This window comes from Kocuria rhizosphaerae (assembly GCF_044462265.1).
Classification (GTDB): Bacteria; Actinomycetota; Actinomycetes; order Actinomycetales; family Micrococcaceae; genus Kocuria; species Kocuria rhizosphaerae.
In genome coordinates, this window is the sequence record NZ_JBISWL010000030.1 from 1 (window position 1) to 18575 (window position 18575).

Here is an 18575-nt window from a genome sequence, read left to right on the forward strand (position 1 = left end):
GGCGGTCGGCTGGTCGTTGCGCGTGCCGGCGCGGTCCTCCGCCGTCTCCCGGTAGGGGCGCAGCCTCAGCAGGGCCACGGCCGCCAGGACGACCACGACGGCCACCCCGAGATAGAGCTGCGTGGGGCTCCACCCGCTGTCCAGCAGGGCGCCGACGGCGATCGGCGCGAGGATCGCCCCGGCCCGGCCGACACCGATCCCCCAGCCGACGCCGGTGGTCCGGACGCCGGGCTCGTAGGTCATGGGAGCCACGGTGTAGAGCCCGGCGATGCAGCCGTTGATCAGCATCCCGACCACCACGCCGGAGGCGAAGGCCAGCAGCGGCAGGGAGGTGGTGGTGATGAACAGCACGAGGGTCACCGCGGAGAGCACGGTGAAGGCCATCAGGGTCAGCCGCTCGTCCCAGCGGGTGGTGAGCGCCCCGTAGAGCAGCGAGCCGAAGGTGCCGCCCATGGTGAGCATGAGCCCGCCGACGATGCCCTGCTGCTCGCTCATCCCCGACTCCACGAGCAGGCGCGGCGTCCAGGAGTTGGCGAAGTAGAAGCCGAACATGATGACGAAGAACGAGATCCACAGCAGGATGCTGGCGGTGCGGTACCTGGGGCTCAGGAGCGTGGCCACGCTGCCCTGCTGCCGGCCGCTGCGGACGGGGGCTGGGCCGAGCTCGACGTCGCCCTCGAGGCGCAGGCGCCGGGCGATCCGCTGGAGCTTCTCCACGGCGTCGGCCGGACGGCGGGTGCGGAGGTAGTCGACGGACTCGGGCAGCACGGCGACCACGAGGGCGATCGCCACGAGGGTCAGCAGGCCGCCGGTGAGGAACACGGAGCGCCAGCCGAAGGCGGGGATGAGCTGGGTCGCCCCCATGCCCCCGAGTGTGGCACCCACGCCGTAGCCGGCCGTGAAGATGCTGATGGCCATGCCGCGGCGGCGGGCGCTGGCGTACTCGCTGGTCATGACGGTGGCGGTGGCGAGGATGCCGCCCACGCCCAGGCCCGTGACGACCCGCCACAGGCCCAGCTCGAACGCGGAGCCGGCGGTGGTGGACAGGAACAGGCCCAGGGCGTTGATGGCCAGGGCCACGATGAGGATCTTCCGCCGGCCGTGGCGGTCGGCGAAGGGGCCGAGGACCAGCGAGCCGACGGCCATGCCGATCAGGCCCGCGCTGAGCAGCCAGCCCAGCTGGGAGCCGGTCAGGCCGAACTCCTCGGTCACGGACGTGGCCGTGAAGGCCATGGCCAGCACGTCGTAGCCGTCCAGTGCGTTGAGGAAGGTGGCCACTGCGATGATGAGCCACTGGTACGACGACATCTTCGATGCGTCGATCTGGTGTCTGATGTCCATGGGTCGGAAGCCTCTCAGGGAACGTCGATGGTGAGGACGGCGGGACGGGGCGCCGGGACGGTGCCCGAATCGGCGGCGACCGCGCGCGAGACGCAGCAGCACATCCGGGAGTTGGGTTCCTTCTGCCGGTCGGAGTAGAACACGTCGCGGTGGTCGATCCGGCCGGAGAGCTCGAGGACCTTGACCTGGCACAGGCCGCACTCGCCCTTGCGGCAGTCGGACATCATGTCGACCCCCTCGCGCTCGAGGGCCTCGAGCATGGACTCGTCGGAGTCGACGCGGGCCTCCACGCCCAGGCGCGGGATGCGCACGGTGAACGGTTCGGCCTCGAACCAGCCGCTGTTGCCGAAGGTCTCGTAGCGCAGGTTCGTCGGGTCCAGCTCGCGCTCGAGCCAGGCGCGGCGCACGGCGTCCATGAGCCGGATGGGCCCGCACATGTACAGCTCGGCGTCCTCGGGCACCGAGCCCACGAGGGTGTGGACGTCCAGGGACGTGCCCTCCGCGTCGACGTGGACCTCGAAGCGGTCCCCGTGCACGGCCGCCAGGTCGTCGAGGTAGGCCATCGCGTCCCGGGAGCGTGCCACGTAGACGAGGCGGTAGTCCGCCTTCAGGCGGCGCAGGAGGGCGGCCATCGCCGCGATCGCGGTGATCCCGATGCCGCCGGCGAGCAGCACGTAGGAGGGCGCCCCGACCCGCAGCGGGAAGTTCTGCAGCGGCTGGGTGACCTCCAGGACCATTCCCGGTTCGAGACCGTGCATGAACACGGAGCCGCCCCGCGAGGTGGGTGTCCGGAAGACGCTGAGCGCGAGGTGCGAGCCGTCCTCGGCGGCGTCGACCACGGAGTAGGAGCGGACGTGCTGCTCGCCGTCGACGGTTGTGCGCACGTCCACGTGCTCGCCCGGCCGGACGGGGCACGGGTGCTCCGGGCGCAGGACGATGCGGCGGATGTTCTGGGCGACGTCGGCCACGGAGTCGACGACGGCCCGCTGCCAGACGATGTGGTGGGAATCGGCCACGGTGGGTCTCCTCCTGCTCAGGCGGTCGGCTGGGCGGCGAGGCGGCCCTCGGCCTCGAGCGCGCGCTCGAGGAGCCGGCGCACCCACATCCCGCCCATGTCGATGTTGAGGTTGTAGAACTCGTAGTCCGGGTTGGCGTCGATGGCGGCCTGCTGCGCCTGCAGCATGGCCTCGTCCTCGCCGAAGACCCCGTGCACGCCGTTGCGCAGCTGCGTGGTGATGAGCTGGCTCTCGAGCCGGTAGTTGCGCATGAAGGCCCAGAAGTAGTGGCAGGAGCGCTCGGTCTCCGGGGTGATCGTGTTCATCACGTAGCCGTTGACCCCGCGCGACCGGTCGCCCTCGGGGGCGCCGGTCCCGGCCTCGGCGACCCCGACGTCGATGCAGATCGTGGACGGGAAGTAGTAGTGGATGATCTGCCAGCGGTCGACCTTGCCCTCGAAGCCCGGGAACTTGTCCCGCATGTTCTTGAGCCAGAACGGCGGGGCGTCGATGTTGTGCATCCACCGGGTCACGGTCACGGAGTGCTCGTCGTGGGTGGTCTCGAACTCGGACTCGGAGAGCTCCTCCTGCCCGATCGAGGAGCTGTGCACGAACTCCTCGTGGGTGAGGTCCATGAGGTTGTCGAGGACCAGCTGGTAGTTGCACGGGGCGTGGATGGTCTCGCCGTCCCCGGCCCACTCGGGACTGTCCAGCTGGTGCATGTCCGGCACGAGGGCCGGGTCGGCCTTCGTGGGGTCGCCGAGCCAGACCCACACGTAGCGGTAGCGCTCCACCACGGGGAAGGAGGGCACGGTGGCCGAGGGGTTGAGCGTCTCCTGGGCCGGCATCGAGGTGCAGCGTCCGGCGGAGTTGTAGCGCAGCCCGTGGTACGGGCACTGGATCTCGTCACGGCCCATGAGCTTGCCCTGGGACAGCGGGGCGAGGCGGTGCCAGCAGGCGTCGGCCAGGGCGACGGCGCGGCCCTCCCCGGTGCGGTAGAGCGCCAGCGGCCGGCCCGCGACCGTGCGGGCGAGGATTCCCTTGGCGGTGATCTCGTGGTCCCATCCCGCCACGTACCAGGCGTCGAGCGGGGCGGCCAGGAGCTTGGCGGTGGTGGTCTTCGTCGCGGAGACGGTCATGGTGCGGTCCTTCGCTGAGCGGTCCGGTGGCAGGAAGCCTGACTAACTATCTACATAGTGGTTTAGTGGCGTGGACCACACATTACCTATGTTCATAGTGAGTCGCAAGAGGGTGGGCCGCGACAGTTTCGCTAGGCTCGGGAGGACGACGCCCCACCTCCCGGAAGGACCCGTCCGTGACCCTCCGTTCGGCCCTGCTGGCGCTGCTGTCCTCGGGCCCGCTGACGGGCTACGACCTGGTCAAGCAGTTCAGCTCCTCCGTGGGGCACGTCTGGCACGCCCCGGACTCCCAGATCTACCCGGAGCTGCGGAAGATGCACGCCGAGGGCCTGCTCGCCAGCCGGCCCGTGCCGTGGGGCTCCCGCGGCGCGACCAAGACGGAGTACTCGATCACCCCGGAGGGCGAGCGCGCCCTGCGGCAGTGGCAGGACCAGCCGCTGGGCTACGTCCGGGAACGGGACCCCGCCCACCTCAAGGCCGCCTACTTCGAGTGGGCCGCCCCGGGGGCCGCGGCCGCGCAGCTGCGCGCCCACATCGAGCACTACCGGGAGCAGCGTGCCCAGGCCCTCGAGCAGATCCGGGCCCTCGAGGACCGCACGAGCCCCACGCTCGCCCGCCGCCTGGCCGCCTATCCCGAGGACCAGTGGGAGCGGATCACCCGGTTCAAGATCTTCGCCTACGCGGGGCAGGTCGCCCGCGCCGAGCAGGAGATCGCGTGGGCCGAGCAGGGCCTGCGGCTGCTGGCCGAGCTGGGCGAACCGGGCGAGCCGGCCGGGTCCGGCACCCCGGGGGAGCCGGACAACGCCGAGGGGCAGGCCGGCGGCCGGGACGACCCCGGGGGAACGGGCCTCGCCGACGGTCAGGGCCTTGCCGACGGTCGGAGCGGCCCCGGCGGGCCCGACACCCCTCACCGCCGGCCGACGCCGCGGCGCCCCGGGTAGGCTGGGCGAACCCCCACCCCCGCCCGAGGACGGACGATGAACCCCGTGCCACCGCTCCACGCTCTCGCCGCCGCCCTCGTCATGACCGTGCTCCTGACCGGTTGCGGCGGCGGCCCCGCGGCGACGCCCACGGCATCCCCGGCGAGCGCGGGGGCGGCGTCGTCGCCCTCGCCGAGCCCGTCCCCCACACCCGAGGAGCCCGCCGAACTGATCGGCGGCGGCACCGAGCTGTTCCCCGGCCGCCGGATGGTGGCCCTCTACGGCCGCCCGGGAACCCCGGCCCTGGGCGTGCTCGGCGAGCAGGGCCCCGAGGAGTCGGCCGTCCGCGCCAGGGCGCTCGCCGCCCACTACGAGCCCTTCAGCGAGGAACCGGTGATCCCCGCGTTCGAGATCATCGCGACCACGGCCTCCGCCGAGGCCGGCCCGGACGGGGACTACTCGGAGGAGATGAGCGTCGAGGACCTGCGTCCGTACGTCGAGGCCGCCGCCGCGCACGACGTCTACGTGGTGCTCGACCTCCAGCCCGGCCGGCAGGACTTCCTCAGCCAGGCCCGGCAGTACGAGGAGCTGCTGAGACTGCCCAACGTGGGGCTCGCCCTGGACCCCGAGTGGCGGCTCGCGCCCTGGCAGCACCACATGGTCCAGATCGGCACCGTGGACGCCGCCGAGATCAACGCCACGACGTCGTGGCTCGCCCAGCTCACCCGGGAGAACGAGCTGCCGCAGAAGCTCGTGGTCCTGCACCAGTTCGCGGAGTCGATGATCACGAACCGCCATCTGGTGGACACCTCCCACCCGGAGCTCGCGCTCGTGCTGCACGCCGACGGCCACGGCACCCCCGAGCTGAAGATGGGGACCTGGCACCGGCTCCAGGAGGGCCTGCCCGAGGGGATGCGGATGGCGTGGAAGAACTTCTACGACGAGGACCTGCCCACGTTCACCCCGGAGCAGACCTTCGCGGTGGAGCCCACGCCGTGGTTCGTCTCGTACCAGTGACCGGGCGCGGACCCGGACCGGCCGGTTGCTAGCGTGTGGCCGTGCGCAACGACAGGCTCCGGACCCCGCGGCAGCGGAGGACCATCGACCGGCTGGCCCGGTGGCTCGTGCGGACCCACGGGTCCGAGCCGGGCTGGGACGCCCTCGTGCTGGACGCCGTCCGCGTGGGCCGGAACCTCCGCCTCCAGGTCCGTGAGATCCGCGGCACCGCCACGACCCCGCACCCCGTGGACACCACGGGCCTGTGCTGCGCCCCGCGGCGACTGGTCCGGGCGCTGCAGGACGACTACGCCGACCTCGTCGACGGCACCTGGTTCTCCGCGACCCTGATCGTCTCCGTGTCGCCGCAGCGCTGGATGCGCCCCGGCGTCGAGCTCGTGCTGAACTACGACGACGACCCCGTCCTCCCCGCCCACTCCCCCGCCCCCGTCGCCTCGGAGGACTGGCGGCGGCACCTGGCCCGGTACCGCCGGATGGACCGCAGGATCCCCGGCTGGCTGCGGGAGCGCGTCGCCGGGGCGGGGCTCGAGCTGCCGGAGCGCTGACCGCCCGCCCCGCCGACCGTTCGCCCACAGGGGAACACGCTTCCGACCCGGCCCCCGCTATTCCTTCAGCATGCTGACAGGTCTACCCTGGTAGCACCTGTTCACCGACCGGAGGGAGAGCCCATGGGACTCGGAGACAAGATCAGCAATGCCGCGCAGAAGGCCACCGGCGGCGCCAAGGAGAAGATCGGCGACGCCACCGACAACCGTGATCTGCAGGCCGAGGGTCAGGCGGACAAGGCTGCCGGCGGTGCGAAGCAGGCCGGTGAGCACGTCAAGGACGCGGGAAAGAACTTCAAGGAAGGCATGCAGTAGGACGGTTCCGCCTTCGAACCACCAGGAGGGCCCCGGTGTCGCACGCGACGCCGGGGCCCTCCGGTGTGCCCGCCCCGCCGCCGTCCCCGGCCCGAGGGGGCCGCGGGGCTAGCCTGGCGGCATGCCCCAGACGTTCCCGGAGTCCCCCGACTTCCCCCACGGCTCCGGGGCGGAGCGCGCCGTGTGGGAGGCCCTGCACGAGCAGCTTCCCGACGACGCCGTGCTGGTCTCGGGCCAGCGGATCACCGGGGACGACGTCGAGGCCGAGCTCGACCTCCTGGTGCTCTGGCCGGGGGTGGGCAACGCCGTGATCGAGGTGAAGGGCGGGCGGGTCTCCCTCCGCGACGGCTGCTGGCGCCAGTCCGGCCGGGACGGCGAGCACCGGCTGCACCGCTCTCCCCTGGAGCAGGCCCGCACCGGGATGCACGCGCTGCTCGACTACCTGAATCCGCGGCTGTCCCGCGGGGCCGGCCGCACCACCTTCTGCGCCGCACTGCCCTACACCCGGCTGCCCCGCGACTGGGACGTCCCCGACGCCCCGCGGGACCGGCTCTTCGACGCCGGTGACCTCGCCGGCATCGCCGGGCGGCTGAACCAGCTCCTGCGCCGCAGCACGCGGGCCCACGAGCCACCGGACGAGGCCACCGTGCAGTACATCGTCAAGAACCTCCGCCGAACGCACCTGTCGCGGCAGCACGTGCAGGATCTCGCGCGGGAGCTCGAGGACTCCGGGAACCTGCTCACCCGGGAACAGGAGCGCACGCTGTCCCTGCTCCGCCACCAGCGCCGGGCGCAGATCATCGGCGGGGCGGGGTCCGGCAAGACCCACCTCGCGATGCTCAAGGCCCGGCAGATGACACGGGACGGCCACCGCGTGGCGCTCGTGTGCTACTCCCGGGGACTCGCCCGGTACTTCCAGCTCATGTCGCGGTCGTGGCCGGCGGCGGAGCGCCCGGCGTACACCGGGCTCTTCCACCGGCTGCCGGTCGAGTGGGGCGCGGAGACCGGCCAGGACGACGACGCCGACCACTGGGAGCGGCGTCTCCCGCTGCGGCTGGGCGAACTGGCCGCCGAGCGGGCCCCGGCCGACCGGTTCGACGCGATCGTGGTGGACGAGGCCCAGGACTTCGGCGACCTGTGGTGGGAGGCCCTCGTGCAGTGCTTCGAGGACCCCGCGGAGGGCGTGCTGTTCGTCTTCACGGACGAGCACCAGCGGATCTTCGACCGGGACGGGCACGCGCCCATCGACCTCAGCCCGTTCCCGCTCGACGACAACCTGCGCAACACGGCCACCATCGCCGAGGCCTTCGCCCCGCTCGCCCGGGAGCCGCAGCAGTGCCGCAACGCCGAGGGGCCGGCGGTGCGGTTCGTGGACGTCGACCCCGAGGCCGTCCTGGACGCCGCCGACGACGCCGTGGTCGCCCTCCAGGAGGAGGGCTGGGACCCGGGGCGCATCGCGCTGCTGACCACGGGCCGGCGCCACCCCGTGCAGAAGGAGATCGTGGAGTCGGAGGGCCACGACGCCTACTGGGACGGGCACTTCACGGCGCAGGACGTGCTCTACGGGCACGTCCTGGGCTTCAAGGGGCTCGAGCGCTCGGTCGTGGTCCTGGCCGTCAACGGGTTCCAGGACCCGGCCCGGGCCCGCCGCATGGTCTACGTGGGCATGTCCCGCGCCAGGAGCCTGCTCGTCGTCGTCGCGCCCCGTGAGGTCCTGGCGGAGGCCGCGGGCCCGGAGCTGCTGGCGGCGCTGGACGCCGGGCAGTCCTGGAGCCCGCCGCCGGGCTGACACCGGGCCCCGGCGGGACGCTCGCCCGGGCGAGGGGCCGTTGCCCGCTCGAACCGGTGCCTCGTGCCGACGGAGAACGGCCCGCCGGCACGGCGGTGGAGGGCCCGTGGCTCAGGTGAGCTCGTCGATCAGCCGCGCCAGGATGTCGTTCATGGCCAGCAGCCCGATGAGCTCGTTGCCCTGGACCACCACCAGGCGGTTGAGGTGGAACCGGCTCATCAGCGCCGCCGCCTGGTGGACGGAGAGGTCCTCGCCCACGGTGACGACGGGCTTCACGGCGACGTCGTACACGTTGAGGAGGTCCACGTCCCCCTCCTCGGCGACGATGGTGCGCAGCAGCTCGCTGTAGCTGAGCAGGCCGTAGGCGTCGTGCGCGTGCTGGGGCTCCACCACCAGGCTCTTGACCTGGCGGGTCCGCATCGTCGTCAGCGCATGGCGCACGGTGCTGTAGGGGGAGATGGTGATGACGTCGCTCACCATGACGTCCTTGACGGTCAGCACGGGGAACCTCCTGGGTCGGATGGGCGCGGTCGCGGATCAGAAGCCGTCGCGGCGCATGTGCTCCTCGAACCGCGCGACCTGGTGCGTGTCGATGCCGGTCAGGTGCTCGAGGGGCAGGGAGAAGGCGAGACCGCGGGAGCTGGCCCCGTCGACCAGGACGTCGTGCACCGTCTTGAGGATGGGCGTGGCCAGGTGCTGCCCCACGATCATCAGCAGGACGGACTGGGAGCCCTCGAAGGTGAGACCGAAGAACGTCCTCTTCGTCTCGCCCCCGATGCCCTTGCCCGCGAGGATGGTCACCCCGGCGGCTCCGGCGCTCTGGGCGCGCTCGATGACCATGTCCTCGAGGTCGTCGGGGGCGATGACGACGACGGCGGTGAACTTCATGACGACTCCTTCTTCGGGTCCTGGTCCGGGCGGGACAGTCTGTGCAGGATCATGGCGTACACGAGGACGGCGATCACCGGGGCCACGGAGGCGAAGGCGATCAGGCCGAAGCCGTCGATCAGCGCGTCCCGGCCATCGGTGGCACTCGCCAGGCCGATGCCGAGCGCGGTCACGAGCGGCACGGTCACCTCCGACGTCGTCACGCCGCCGAGGTCGAAGGCCAGGGCGACGATGTACCTGGGTGCCAGCAACGCCAGCACGAGGGCGACAGCATAGGCCGCCATGATGAAGGAGTGGAAGGGTCCTCCCACGAGGATGCGGTAGGCGCCCGCGGTGATGCCGACCGCCACGCCGAAGGCCACGACCACGCGCAGCGCCGTGGCGCTGAGCTGTGCCGGCGCCGCCTCCTCCGCCTGCTGGCCGATGGCCACGAGTGCGGGCTCCGCCCAGGTGGTGGCGAAGCCGATGAGCAGGGTGAAGAGCAGGATGAGAGCCGGCACCTCCCGCGCGATGAGCTGCTCGGCCATCATCCGGCCCAGGGGGAACAGGCCCGTTCGCAGCCCCAGGACGAAGGCGTAGAGACCACCGACGACCATCGCGAAGCCGACGACGACGCGAGCGAGCCTCGGCAGCGGACGGCGGAGGGCGGCGTACTGGAAGAAGAGGACCACGGCCACGATGGGCAGGACGTCGCGGACCATCTCGCCGAGACCCAGGAGGAGTTCGAGGCCCGAGTGCGCCGGCCCCTCCTCGGCCGGAGCGCTCGAGGTGGCGTCTGCCGCCTCGCCGAACCGATAGACCCAGATGCCGTAGAGCTGCACGCCGATCATGGGCACCATGACGCACAGCGCCACGAGTCCGAAACCGTCCCGGAGCACGTTGCGCCCCCGGATGGAGTTGGCGAGGCCGATCCCGATCGCGGCGACGAGGGGCACGGTCACGATGTTGGTGGTGACCCCGCCGGAGTCGTAGGCGAGACCGATGATCTCGGGCGGGGCCGAGTACGTCGCGACGAGCACCACGGCGTAGCCGGCGACCAGCAACCGGTGCACGGGCCATCCCCGGAGGATGCGCAGGATCCCCAGGACGAGGACCAGACCCACGGACACCGCGATCACCAGACGCAGGGCGAGGCCGTCCACCCTGCCCCCGCTGGCCGTCTCCGCCTGTTCCGCCACGGCGATCAGGGCGGGCTCGGCCACGACCGCGGCGAAGCCGATGGCGAAGCCGAAGGGCAGCAGCAGGCCCAGGGCGCCCCGGCGGGCGAACTGGTTGGCGAGGTTCTTGCCCACGGGGAAGACGCTGAGATCCAGCCCCTGCAGGAACAGGGCGATCCCCGCGCCCACGATCAGCAGGCCGGCCACGAGCCGCAACGGCTGGTGCGGCAGCTCCCGGAAGACGGCCAGCTGGAAGACCACGACGACCGCGACGATGGGCAGGAGGCTCTTCAGGGCCCGCAGGAACTCCCTGAGGAAGTGCGCGACGTGCTCCATGGGCGCGTCCTCCCGGAACGGGCGGGCGAGGCTCGGTGATTCCAGTGTGACGTGGCCGAGGCCGGCAGTCCATGCGCCGACGTATCGAGGGCACCCGACGTCGAGGCACCGCGAGTGTCAGGCCGGCCGGATGTCCCGTCTGCCGGAGGGACGGTCCGCGGACGCGACCTGCGGACCCGACCGGGCCGGCGCGACCGGGGCGGGCTCGGGGCGGCGGCCGCCCGGGCGCGCGGTCATCGGCCGGGGTCGCCGAAAGGCCGCGCGTCGTCCTCGCCGGACTCGACGCCGGCCAGCTCCTCCTGGGAGCCGTGCCCGGTGCGCGCCCGGGTGCGGGCGTCCACGACCAGGAGGAGGGCGACGACGGCGCATCCGGCCACGGCCGCGAGCAGCTGGACCCAGGCCTCCCCCTCCGGGGCGAGGAGCGTGCGGTCATCGAGCTGCCACGGCCACAGGGTGCGCAGCGCGCCGAGCATCAGGCCCGTGAGCGCGAGCATGGTGACGCGGTGGTGGCGGTCGAGCAGCCACTGCAGGCCCTTGACGACCACGACCATGCCGAGGGCGGCGCCGAGGAAGAAGAGGGAGAGGTAGCCGACGTCGAGCTCGTCCACGGCCCGCAGCGTGGGCTGGTACAGCCCCACGGTCAGGAGGAGGAAGGAGCCGGAGAGCCCGGGCAGCAGCAGGGCGGAGACGGCCACCATGGCCGCGAGGACCACGAGCAGGGGCGCGGGCGCGACCGTGGTGGGCGGGACGGAGACGAGCACGAAGGCCAGCGCCGCGGCGGGCGCCACGACACCCGCGTCCCGGGCGCGCAGGGCTCCGCCCGCGAGCCGCAGCGGCACGCCGACGGAGGCCAGGACCATCCCGAAGAACAGGGCCCGCATGGTGACGGGGTGTTCGTCCACGAGGTGGCTCATCGGGCCGGCCACGGTGCCCAGGGCCAGCACCATGCCGATCACCACGGGCACCACGATCCGCCACTCCACCCGGGCGAGGTGGTGCCGCACGCCGGCGGACCGGTCGGGGCCGAGCACCGCCCGTCGTCCCGCGGAGACGACGTGCCCCGCGGAGTTGATGAGCTCGTCGTAGATGCCGACCACGAGGGCCACGGTGCCGCCGCTGACACCGGGAACGGTCTCGACCACCCCGATGAGGGCTCCGCGCACGACGTTGCCGGGGATGCTGCGGCGGACCTCTGCTCCGGCGGTCGTGGTCGACCGCGTCGAGGGACGGTCAGGGGTCGGCGAGGGCGTCACGGCTGCTCCTGGGCGGGGGGAAGAGGGTCGCTTGCCAGGGTACCGGGGCCGCGGTCCCGACCCGTCGATCAACCGATCTCGATTGTCGCAGGTCGGTGGTGTGACCAATCTCAAACGCCTCCCCGGCGCACGGCCCGGCATGGGGCCCTTTCCGGCCCTTCCGGGGGATCACTATGGAGGGGTACGCACTGCATGACGTGAACAGGAGGTGGCGCCGTGATCGCCGCTGAGAAGTGGATCCAGGACCTGTCCTCGATCCGGCCGGGCGACCGCATCGAGGTGTGGGACGAGCTCGCCGAGCGCTGCGTCGGCACCGTGGGCGAGGTCGCCCCGGAGTTCGGCGTTCTCTGGGTCCTCGAGGCGGGGACCGGCACCCGGAGGATGTTCGCCCACGAGGGCAGCCGCATGCGCCTCTCGCCCCTGGTCCGGGCGGCCTGAGCCGCCCCTGCCGCGCCGGCGGGTCCCCTCGGGCAGGAACTCCGCGCCGGAGGGGCCGGACGGCTCCGCCGCCGGTCGTGGCACGGCGCGGGAGACGACCCTGTGCCCGGCACGCTGGTCCTGGCGGGCGCCGGGCGTCCGGAACCGCCGGGGAGGCCCTACCCTGAACGGGTGAACCCCCTCGTGACCGAGCGCGGCACCCGTCTGCGCCCGACCGCCTACGTGCTGGCCGCCGTCGTCTCCGTCCAGTTCGGCGGAGCCTTCGCCGCGGTCCTGGTCCCCCTCATCGGCGCCTCGGCCACGGTGACCCTGCGACTGCTCATCAGCGCCGCGATCATGGTGCTCCTCGTCCGGCCGCGGTGGCGGGGACGCAGCCGGGAGGCGTGGCGCGCCGGGCTGTTCTTCGGCGCGGCGCTCGCGGGGATGAACTTCTCCTTCTACCAGTCCCTGGCCACCCTGCCGCTGGGCGTGGCCGTGACGGTCGAGTTCCTGGGCCCGCTCGCCCTCTCCGCGGTGCTGTCACGGCGAGTCCGGGACGTGCTCGCCGTGACCGCCGCTCTGGCCGGGATCGTGCTGATCTCGCGGGCGCTCAGCGTCCCCTGGGCGGACCTGGATCTCGTGGGCATCGGATGGGCGGCCCTGGCCGGCGCCTTCTGGGCCGCCTACATCCTGGGCAGCCGTTCGGCCGGCCGGCACTTCGACCGCCTCGACGGCCTGGCGGTCGCCCTGGCCGTGGCCGCGGTCCTGGTCACGCCGGCCGGGCTGCTGAGCGTCCACGTCCCGGCCCTGACGTGGGCCGTGCTGGGCGCCGGCACGGGGATCGCGCTGCTCTCCTCCGTGGTCCCCTACTCGCTCGAGCTGCTGGCGCTGCGCTCCATCCCGCCCAAGGTCTTCGGCATCCTGCTCAGCCTGGAGCCGGCTGCCGCGGCGCTGGCGGGCCTGGTGGTGCTCGGCCAGGCGCTCACGGTGCTGCAACTGGTGGGCATGGGCCTGGTGGTCGGCGCGAGCGCCGTGGTGATGGTCGGCGGCGCCCCGAGGGCCGCGGTCGGCGCGGACCCCGGGCCCGGGAGAGACTGATCAGCCCCCTGTTCACCGGGGGTCGTCCCGTGGTGGGATGGCCCCATGAACCGCACCGGAGGAGGCCCGTGAGCCGGGTCGCGGTGGTCGGCGCCGGCATCGTCGGCCTCGCCGCGGCCCATGCCCTGCGCGCACGCGGTGCCGACGTCACGCTGTGCGAGCCCGGCCCGCCCGGCGGCGGACAGTCCGCGGGCCGGTCGAGGATCTTCCGTCACGCCCACGACGACCCGCGGCTCGTCGCCCTCGTGGCCCGGAGCCGCTCCCTGTGGCGGGAGTGGGAGCACGAGTTCGGCGTCGAGCTGGTGTCCCGGGACGGCGCCGTGGCCATCGGGGACGGCGTGGAGGACAAGCTGCGCACCCTGGAGCCGTTCGACGGGATCCCCGTGCGCCGGCTGGACCCCGGGGAGCTGCACGACCGGCTGCCCCTGCTGGCCGGCTACGAGGGCCCCGCGATGCTCGACGTCGACGGCGGCGCCATCCGGACCGTGGCGGCGGTGGGCGCGCTGGTCTCCCGGCTCGAGGGGACCATGCTGCGCGAGCACGTCATCTCGGTGGGCCGCAGGACCTCGGGCGGCGTGGAGGTCCGCACCGGGACCACCGCGCGGACGTTCGACCACGTGGTGCTGTGCGCCGGCCGGGGCACGGCCGCGCTGGCGCGCGGCGCCGGGATCGACGTTCCGGTGGCCCTGGGCGCGCACGTCCGGCTCACCTTCGCGACACGGGCGACGCCCGCACGGGGCGGGACCGCCGCCGCCGGGCTGCCGACCTTCCAGGACGGCAGCGGGACCTTCGGGGAGACCGGCGCCTACGGGGCGCCGGACCCGGACGGCCGCCACTTCTCGGTGGGTCTGAGCGCGGACACCGACGCGGCCCCCGACGGCGCCCTGGCCGACCCCTCGGAGCTCGCCGCCCTCGCGGACCGGACCGTCGACTACGTCCGGCGGGCCCTGCCCGGCCTGGAGCCCGCCCCGGTCGACCACGTGCACTGCTGGGTCACGCGGCTGCCCTGGGGCGACGACGGCGTGGGCATCTGGTCCGCGGACGGGATCACGGCCCTGGCCGGTCACAACCTGTTCAAGCAGGCGCCGGTGCTCGGCGAGGCGCTCGCGGGGACCGCGCTGACCGGGACCGTCCCGCAGGACCTGCGCCCCGGGCAGCGGCTGGGCCGCGCGGCCGGCTGAAGCCCCAGGGCCACGGCCCGTCCGTCCACGGCGTGCCGGCCACCGGCCCGGATCCGCGTAGGGTCTGTGGGGGTGCCCCGGCGAGGAGACAGGAGACCACCGGTGCCGTTCATACTCTTCCGCCTGGTGCGCAGGCTCGGCCGCGCCCGGGCCTGGGGGCTGCCGCTGCTGATCGTGGTCACGGTGTTCCTCACCAGCTGGCCGCTGATGGTCTGGGCGGAGCCGTCCGAGAACACGATCACCGCCGCGGAGAACTACTGGTGGTGGTTCCTGGTCACCGCGTCCACCGTCGGCTACGGCGACTTCTTCCCCACCACGGTGGGGGGCCACCTCGTCGGCGTGTACGTCATCATCGGCGGCATCGCCACGCTGACCACCCTCTTCACCCGGATCGCCACGGCGATCGAGACCGCGAAGGGACAACGCATGATGGGGCGGATCGACCTCGACCTGTCGGACCACCTGGTGATGCTCTCCTACACGCCGGGCCGCACCGAGCGGCTGGTGGAGGAACTCACCGACGACGGCACCCTGCCGATCGCGCTGTGCGCGTGGGAGGACGTGCCGCAGAACCCGCTGCCCCAATACCCTGACGTCGAGTTCGTCCGCGGCGACCTGGCGGACGAGGCCGTGCTGCGCCGCGCCGGGGTGCACCGCGCGGCGCGGGTCCTCGTCGACGCGCGTGACGACAACGAGGCGCTCGCGCTCACCGTGGCGGTGACCCACGTGAACACGGACGCCCACGTGGTCGTGACGCTGCGTGACATGGGCCGGGCCCGGAACTTCTCCTACGTCGACGACGACGTGCGGTGCGTGCAGTGGCACTCGCCGCGCCTGGCCACGGAGGAGCTGCAGGACCCGGGCATCGCCGCGGTCTACACCGAGCTGATGACCCCCGGCGGCCGGAACACCTACAGCGCCCGGCTGCCCGCCGAGTTCGCCGGCACCACCTTCGGACGGGTCCAGGAGGCCATGGGCCGCGGCTTCGGCGCCACCGTGCTCGCCGTCCAGCACGACGGCGCACTGCTCGAGCCGCACTGGGAGACCCCCCTGCCGGGGGGCTCGGTGCTGTACTACGTGGGCGGGCGCCGCCTCGCGCAGGCGGAGATCGACGTCTGCTGCTCGGCCTGAGGGGCGGCAGTGCCGCGGCGCAGGACCGGGGACGGCGGCGGCGCACCAGCCGCGAGGCGTCTTTCAGGCAGGACCGGGCGGGACTATTCTCGGAACTGCGCATCGGTGTGCCGGCCCGGGGGATCGCCGGCGACGGCGCCGGGTGGCCAGGCACACCGCGGATGCCGCAACACCCGATGCGAGGAGGACACCATGGCCACCACCAACTTCCACGATCTGCTGGTCCGTCAGGTGGGTCACGAGTTCGCCGCGTCCCACCAGTACGTCGCCGTCGCCGTCTGGTTCGACGGCCAGGACCTTCCGCAGCTGGCCCGGCACTTCTACCGCCAGTCGCTCGAGGAGCGCAACCACGCGATGATGATGGTCCGGTACCTCCTGGACCGGAACCAGGCACTGGCCGTCCCCGAGGTGGGGTCGGTGCGCAACGACTTCGCCGACGTCGGAGAGCCGCTGGCCCTCGCCCTGGCCCAGGAGCAGGAGGTCACCGACCAGATCAAGGCCCTGTTCGCCGCCGCGCGTGCGGAGGACGACGCGCTCGGGGAGCAGTTCATGCTGTGGTTCCTCAAGGAACAGGTCGAGGAGGTCGCCTCCATGACCACCCTGGTGAACATCGCCTCCCGGGCGGACAACCTCTTCGACATCGAGAACTACCTGGCCCGTGAGCGCGTGGGCGACGGCGGGCACGGTCGCCACGGCTCCGCCGCCCCGGAGGCGGCCGGCGGGTCGGTCTGAGCCGAGCCCGGGGTCCGACCGCGCGAGGCGCTCAGCGGGCCGCGGGAGATCACCGACCCCTACCGGGCGCCGTGAGGACGGCGCCCGGCACGTCCGCAGGATCGGGCCGAGGGGGCAGCTCAGCGGGGCACGGCCGCCAGCGCCTCGAGCGTCGAGGAGACGGCCTGCGCCAGTTCCTCGCCCTTGGTCACGAAGTGCCGGGAGAACTGCCCCTGGTGCTCCGCGTGCTCGTGGAAGTGGTGCGGGGTCAGGACGCCGGAGAAGACCGGCACGTCCGTCTCCAGCTGGACCCGCATGAGGGCGTCGACCACGCTGTTCGCCACGAACTCGTGGCGGTAGATGCCGCCGTCGACGACCAGGGCGGCGGTGGCGATGCCGGCGAACCGGCCGGAGCGCGCGAGCCGGCGCACGAGCAGCGGGATCTCGAACGCCCCGGGGACCTGGTGGACCTCGACGTCGGTGATGCCGAGGTCCTTCAGCCTCGCTTCACAGCTGTCGACGGCACGGTCGACGATGTCGGAGTGCCAGCGGGCGGCGACGATCGCCACGCGGGGCGAGGAGACGGATGCAGTGGGCACGGCGGGTTCCCTTCTTCCGGAAGACGTGGCAGAAGTCTTTCACGCGGGCACCGTCAGCGGCAGACCGGCGGACCGGACGGCGCGCGCCGGGGCCGGGGCCAGGGCCAGCACGTCGGCGAAGGACGCGAGCAGCCGGTCCCGGACGTCGTCGACGGTCGCCCCCGGCACCGAGTCCGTGACGCAGCCGACGGTCTCGGGGCGGAAGTCCAGACCCAGCCGGTCGTAGCCGGCCGAGAGGGCCTGCCGGACGCGCTCGGCGCCGTCGACCATGACGACCGCGCTGAACAGGTAGCCCGCCCGGGTGATGCGCTGGCCGGTACCGACCAGCTTGGCGGCGCCGGAGGCGTTCACGCTGAACTCCCCGTCGCAGTACTCCCCGGGCACGGCGCCGACGCGGGCGTCCACGCCGAGGCCGCGCAGCGCGTCGGCCATGGCACCGCTGAGGAGCTCGAAGCGGCGGCGGATGTGCGCCCTCGGCTCGGGGTGCGGCGCCCACAGGTGCAGGCTCAGGGACCCCTCGTCGTAGACGGCGAGGTGCCCGCCCACCGGCCGGAGCATCGGCGCGAAGCCGTGCTCCCGCAGGGCCTGCTGGGCGGCGCCGAAGCCGGGCAGCAGCGCGTCGCGGCGGCTGAAGGCCGCTGTCGCCTGCGCCGGGGCGAGGAGCAGCTCGGCAGGCCCGCCGCAGGCCAGGCCCGCGACCTTCTCGCGCACGAACGCGACCTCGGACTCCCCGTCCCGGGACACGGGATCGGGCACGACGGCGACGGTCCGGGCGCCGCACGCCTCCGTCATACCGCGGCCCGGTGCTCGAGGGCCTGCCGGTAGAGGCGGCCGGCCCGGTAGGAGGACCGGACCAGCGGGCCGGAGAGCACCCCGGCGAAGCCGATCTCCTCCGCCTCCTGCCGGAGTTCGGCGAACTCCTCCGGCGGGACCCAGCGCTCCACGGGGTGGTGCCTCGGCGAGGGCCGCAGGTACTGGGTGATGGTCACGAGATCGCAGCCCGCCCCGTGCAGGTCGCGCAGCGCCTGCGCGACCTCCTCGCGGGTCTCCCCCATGCCCAGGATGAGGTTCGACTTGGTGACCAGTCCGGCGGCCCGGGCCCGGGTGAGCACGGCCAGGGAGCGCTCGTAGCGGAAGGCCGGCCGGATCCGCCGGAAGATCCGCGGCACCGTCTCGACGTTGTGCGCCAGCACCTCGGGGCGGGAGGCGAAGACCTCGTCCAGCTGCTCGGGCACCCCGCCGAAGTCGGGGATCAGGTTCTCCACCCCGGTGCCGGGGTTGAGCTCGTGGATCGCGCGCACGGTCTCGGCGTACAGCCACGCGCCGCCGTCGGGCAGGTCGTCGCGCGCGACCCCGGTGATCGTGGCGTACCGCAGCCCCATCGTCCGCACGGACGCGGCCACCCGCCGGGGCTCGTCCCGGTCCAGCGGCCCCGGCCTGCCGGTGTCGATCTGGCAGAAGTCGCAGCGCCGGGTGCACTGGTCTCCGCCGATGAGGAACGTCGCCTCCCGGTCCTCCCAGCACTCGTAGATGTTGGGGCAGCCCGCCTCCTGGCACACCGTGTGCAGCCCCTCGTCCTTCACGAGCTGCTCGAGCTCGGTGAACTGGGGTCCCCTCCGGGCCCGGGTCCTGATCCACTCGGGCTTCTTCTCGATCGGGGTCCGGGCGTTGCGGGCCTCCAGCCGCAGCAGCCTGCGGCCCTCGTGGGAAACGGTCATGGTGGTCGTGCACTCCTCCTGGCGG

The 18575-nt window shown here is 73.0% G+C and carries 18 protein-coding genes and 2 pseudogenes; 10 read left to right on the plus strand and 10 right to left on the minus strand.

Features of this window, described 5'->3' with window-relative positions; all coding sequences use genetic code 11:
• From ACH9EU_RS03595 to ACH9EU_RS03605, 3 genes are all read right to left on the minus strand, one after another.
• Positions 1 to 1341 (minus strand): MFS transporter (locus ACH9EU_RS03595; RefSeq protein WP_396412568.1); only part of this gene is annotated, 1341 nt, incomplete at its 3' end.
• A 14-nt stretch (positions 1342 to 1355) separates the two neighbouring features.
• Positions 1356 to 2357: a 2Fe-2S iron-sulfur cluster-binding protein gene (locus ACH9EU_RS03600; RefSeq protein ID WP_396412569.1), complete on the minus strand. Its 1002-nt coding sequence runs from the start codon at positions 2355 to 2357 to the stop codon at positions 1356 to 1358.
• A 17-nt stretch (positions 2358 to 2374) separates the two neighbouring features.
• Positions 2375 to 3475: an aromatic ring-hydroxylating dioxygenase subunit alpha gene (locus ACH9EU_RS03605; RefSeq protein WP_396412570.1), complete on the minus strand. Its 1101-nt coding sequence runs from the start codon at positions 3473 to 3475 to the stop codon at positions 2375 to 2377.
• A 176-nt stretch (positions 3476 to 3651) separates the two neighbouring features.
• Here ACH9EU_RS03605 and ACH9EU_RS03610 point away from each other — a divergent pair.
• From ACH9EU_RS03610 to ACH9EU_RS03630, 5 genes and pseudogenes are all read left to right on the plus strand, one after another.
• Positions 3652 to 4266 (plus strand): annotated as a pseudogene (locus ACH9EU_RS03610) (PadR family transcriptional regulator); the annotation flags it as partial.
• 186 nt (positions 4267 to 4452) lie between these two features.
• The gene (locus ACH9EU_RS03615; RefSeq protein WP_396412571.1) at positions 4453 to 5412 is read left to right on the plus strand and encodes a hypothetical protein; all 960 of its coding nucleotides are present in this window, start codon (positions 4453 to 4455) and stop codon (positions 5410 to 5412) included.
• A 41-nt stretch (positions 5413 to 5453) separates the two neighbouring features.
• Positions 5454 to 5957 carry a hypothetical protein gene (locus ACH9EU_RS03620; RefSeq protein ID WP_396412572.1) on the plus strand — a complete coding sequence of 168 codons (504 nt, stop codon included), beginning with the start codon at positions 5454 to 5456 and terminating at the stop codon, positions 5955 to 5957.
• Positions 5958 to 6080: 123 nt separating this feature from the next.
• On the plus strand, positions 6081 to 6272 hold the full coding sequence (locus ACH9EU_RS03625) for a CsbD family protein (protein WP_396412573.1): 192 nt from the start codon (positions 6081 to 6083) through the stop codon (positions 6270 to 6272).
• A gap of 121 nt (positions 6273 to 6393) precedes the next feature.
• The gene (locus tag ACH9EU_RS03630) at positions 6394 to 8061 is read left to right on the plus strand and encodes a nuclease-related domain-containing DEAD/DEAH box helicase (RefSeq protein WP_396412574.1); all 1668 of its coding nucleotides are present in this window, start codon (positions 6394 to 6396) and stop codon (positions 8059 to 8061) included.
• 111 nt (positions 8062 to 8172) lie between these two features.
• Here the strand turns inward: ACH9EU_RS03630 and ACH9EU_RS03635 are convergent, their stop codons facing one another.
• From ACH9EU_RS03635 to ACH9EU_RS03650, 4 genes are all read right to left on the minus strand, one after another.
• Positions 8173 to 8562, minus strand: a complete 390-nt coding sequence (locus tag ACH9EU_RS03635; protein WP_396412575.1) for a CBS domain-containing protein — start codon at positions 8560 to 8562, stop codon at positions 8173 to 8175.
• Between the two features lie 36 nt (positions 8563 to 8598).
• Positions 8599 to 8949 carry a P-II family nitrogen regulator gene (locus tag ACH9EU_RS03640; protein ID WP_396412576.1) on the minus strand — a complete coding sequence of 117 codons (351 nt, stop codon included), beginning with the start codon at positions 8947 to 8949 and terminating at the stop codon, positions 8599 to 8601.
• Positions 8946 to 10442 carry a DUF1538 domain-containing protein gene (locus ACH9EU_RS03645; RefSeq protein WP_396412577.1) on the minus strand — a complete coding sequence of 499 codons (1497 nt, stop codon included), beginning with the start codon at positions 10440 to 10442 and terminating at the stop codon, positions 8946 to 8948. Before ACH9EU_RS03645 ends, ACH9EU_RS03640 begins: the two co-directional genes overlap by 4 nt.
• A gap of 233 nt (positions 10443 to 10675) precedes the next feature.
• Positions 10676 to 11695, minus strand: coding sequence for a DUF368 domain-containing protein (locus tag ACH9EU_RS03650; RefSeq protein ID WP_396412578.1), 1020 nt, complete (start codon positions 11693 to 11695; stop codon positions 10676 to 10678).
• Positions 11696 to 11911: 216 nt separating this feature from the next.
• On the opposite strand from ACH9EU_RS03650, the gene ACH9EU_RS03655 reads away from it, so the two are divergent.
• The 5 genes from ACH9EU_RS03655 to ACH9EU_RS03675 all read left to right on the plus strand — a co-directional run bounded on the left by ACH9EU_RS03655 (position 11912) and on the right by ACH9EU_RS03675 (position 16254).
• Positions 11912 to 12133: a hypothetical protein gene (locus ACH9EU_RS03655; protein ID WP_396412579.1), complete on the plus strand. Its 222-nt coding sequence runs from the start codon at positions 11912 to 11914 to the stop codon at positions 12131 to 12133.
• 171 nt (positions 12134 to 12304) lie between these two features.
• On the plus strand, positions 12305 to 13210 hold the full coding sequence (locus ACH9EU_RS03660) for an EamA family transporter (protein WP_396412580.1): 906 nt from the start codon (positions 12305 to 12307) through the stop codon (positions 13208 to 13210).
• 68 nt (positions 13211 to 13278) lie between these two features.
• On the plus strand, positions 13279 to 14391 hold the full coding sequence (locus tag ACH9EU_RS03665; RefSeq protein WP_396412581.1) for an FAD-dependent oxidoreductase: 1113 nt from the start codon (positions 13279 to 13281) through the stop codon (positions 14389 to 14391).
• Positions 14392 to 14493: 102 nt separating this feature from the next.
• A complete protein-coding gene (locus ACH9EU_RS03670; protein WP_396412582.1) occupies positions 14494 to 15522 on the plus strand; it encodes an ion channel in 1029 nt (342 codons plus the stop codon).
• 192 nt (positions 15523 to 15714) lie between these two features.
• On the plus strand, positions 15715 to 16254 hold the full coding sequence (locus tag ACH9EU_RS03675; protein WP_396412583.1) for a ferritin-like domain-containing protein: 540 nt from the start codon (positions 15715 to 15717) through the stop codon (positions 16252 to 16254).
• A 119-nt stretch (positions 16255 to 16373) separates the two neighbouring features.
• Here ACH9EU_RS03675 and ACH9EU_RS03680 read toward each other — a convergent pair whose 3' ends face one another.
• The 3 genes and pseudogenes from ACH9EU_RS03680 to lipA all read right to left on the minus strand — a co-directional run.
• Entirely contained in the window at positions 16374 to 16832 is a 459-nt protein-coding gene (locus tag ACH9EU_RS03680) for a 6,7-dimethyl-8-ribityllumazine synthase (RefSeq protein ID WP_396412584.1), read from the minus strand.
• Positions 16833 to 16871: 39 nt separating this feature from the next.
• On the minus strand, positions 16872 to 17588 hold the full coding sequence (locus tag ACH9EU_RS03685) for a lipoyl protein ligase domain-containing protein (RefSeq protein WP_396412585.1): 717 nt from the start codon (positions 17586 to 17588) through the stop codon (positions 16872 to 16874).
• 53 nt (positions 17589 to 17641) lie between these two features.
• Positions 17642 to 18550 (minus strand): annotated as a pseudogene (gene lipA / locus ACH9EU_RS03690) (lipoyl synthase); the annotation flags it as partial.
• Between the last annotated feature and the right edge of the window lie 25 nt (positions 18551 to 18575).

Coding starts and splice junctions, on each gene's coding strand:
- ACH9EU_RS03630 (WP_396412574.1), top strand. CDS start 6,394: ATGCCCCAGACGTTCCCGGAGTCCCCCGACTTCCCCCACGGCTCCGGG.
- ACH9EU_RS03615 (WP_396412571.1), top strand. CDS start 4,453: ATGAACCCCGTGCCACCGCTCCACGCTCTCGCCGCCGCCCTCGTCATG.
- ACH9EU_RS03625 (WP_396412573.1), top strand. CDS start 6,081: ATGGGACTCGGAGACAAGATCAGCAATGCCGCGCAGAAGGCCACCGGC.
- ACH9EU_RS03675 (WP_396412583.1), top strand. CDS start 15,715: ATGGCCACCACCAACTTCCACGATCTGCTGGTCCGTCAGGTGGGTCAC.
- ACH9EU_RS03640 (WP_396412576.1), bottom strand. CDS start 8,949: ATGAAGTTCACCGCCGTCGTCGTCATCGCCCCCGACGACCTCGAGGAC.
- ACH9EU_RS03645 (WP_396412577.1), bottom strand. CDS start 10,442: ATGGAGCACGTCGCGCACTTCCTCAGGGAGTTCCTGCGGGCCCTGAAG.
- ACH9EU_RS03605 (WP_396412570.1), bottom strand. CDS start 3,475: ATGACCGTCTCCGCGACGAAGACCACCACCGCCAAGCTCCTGGCCGCC.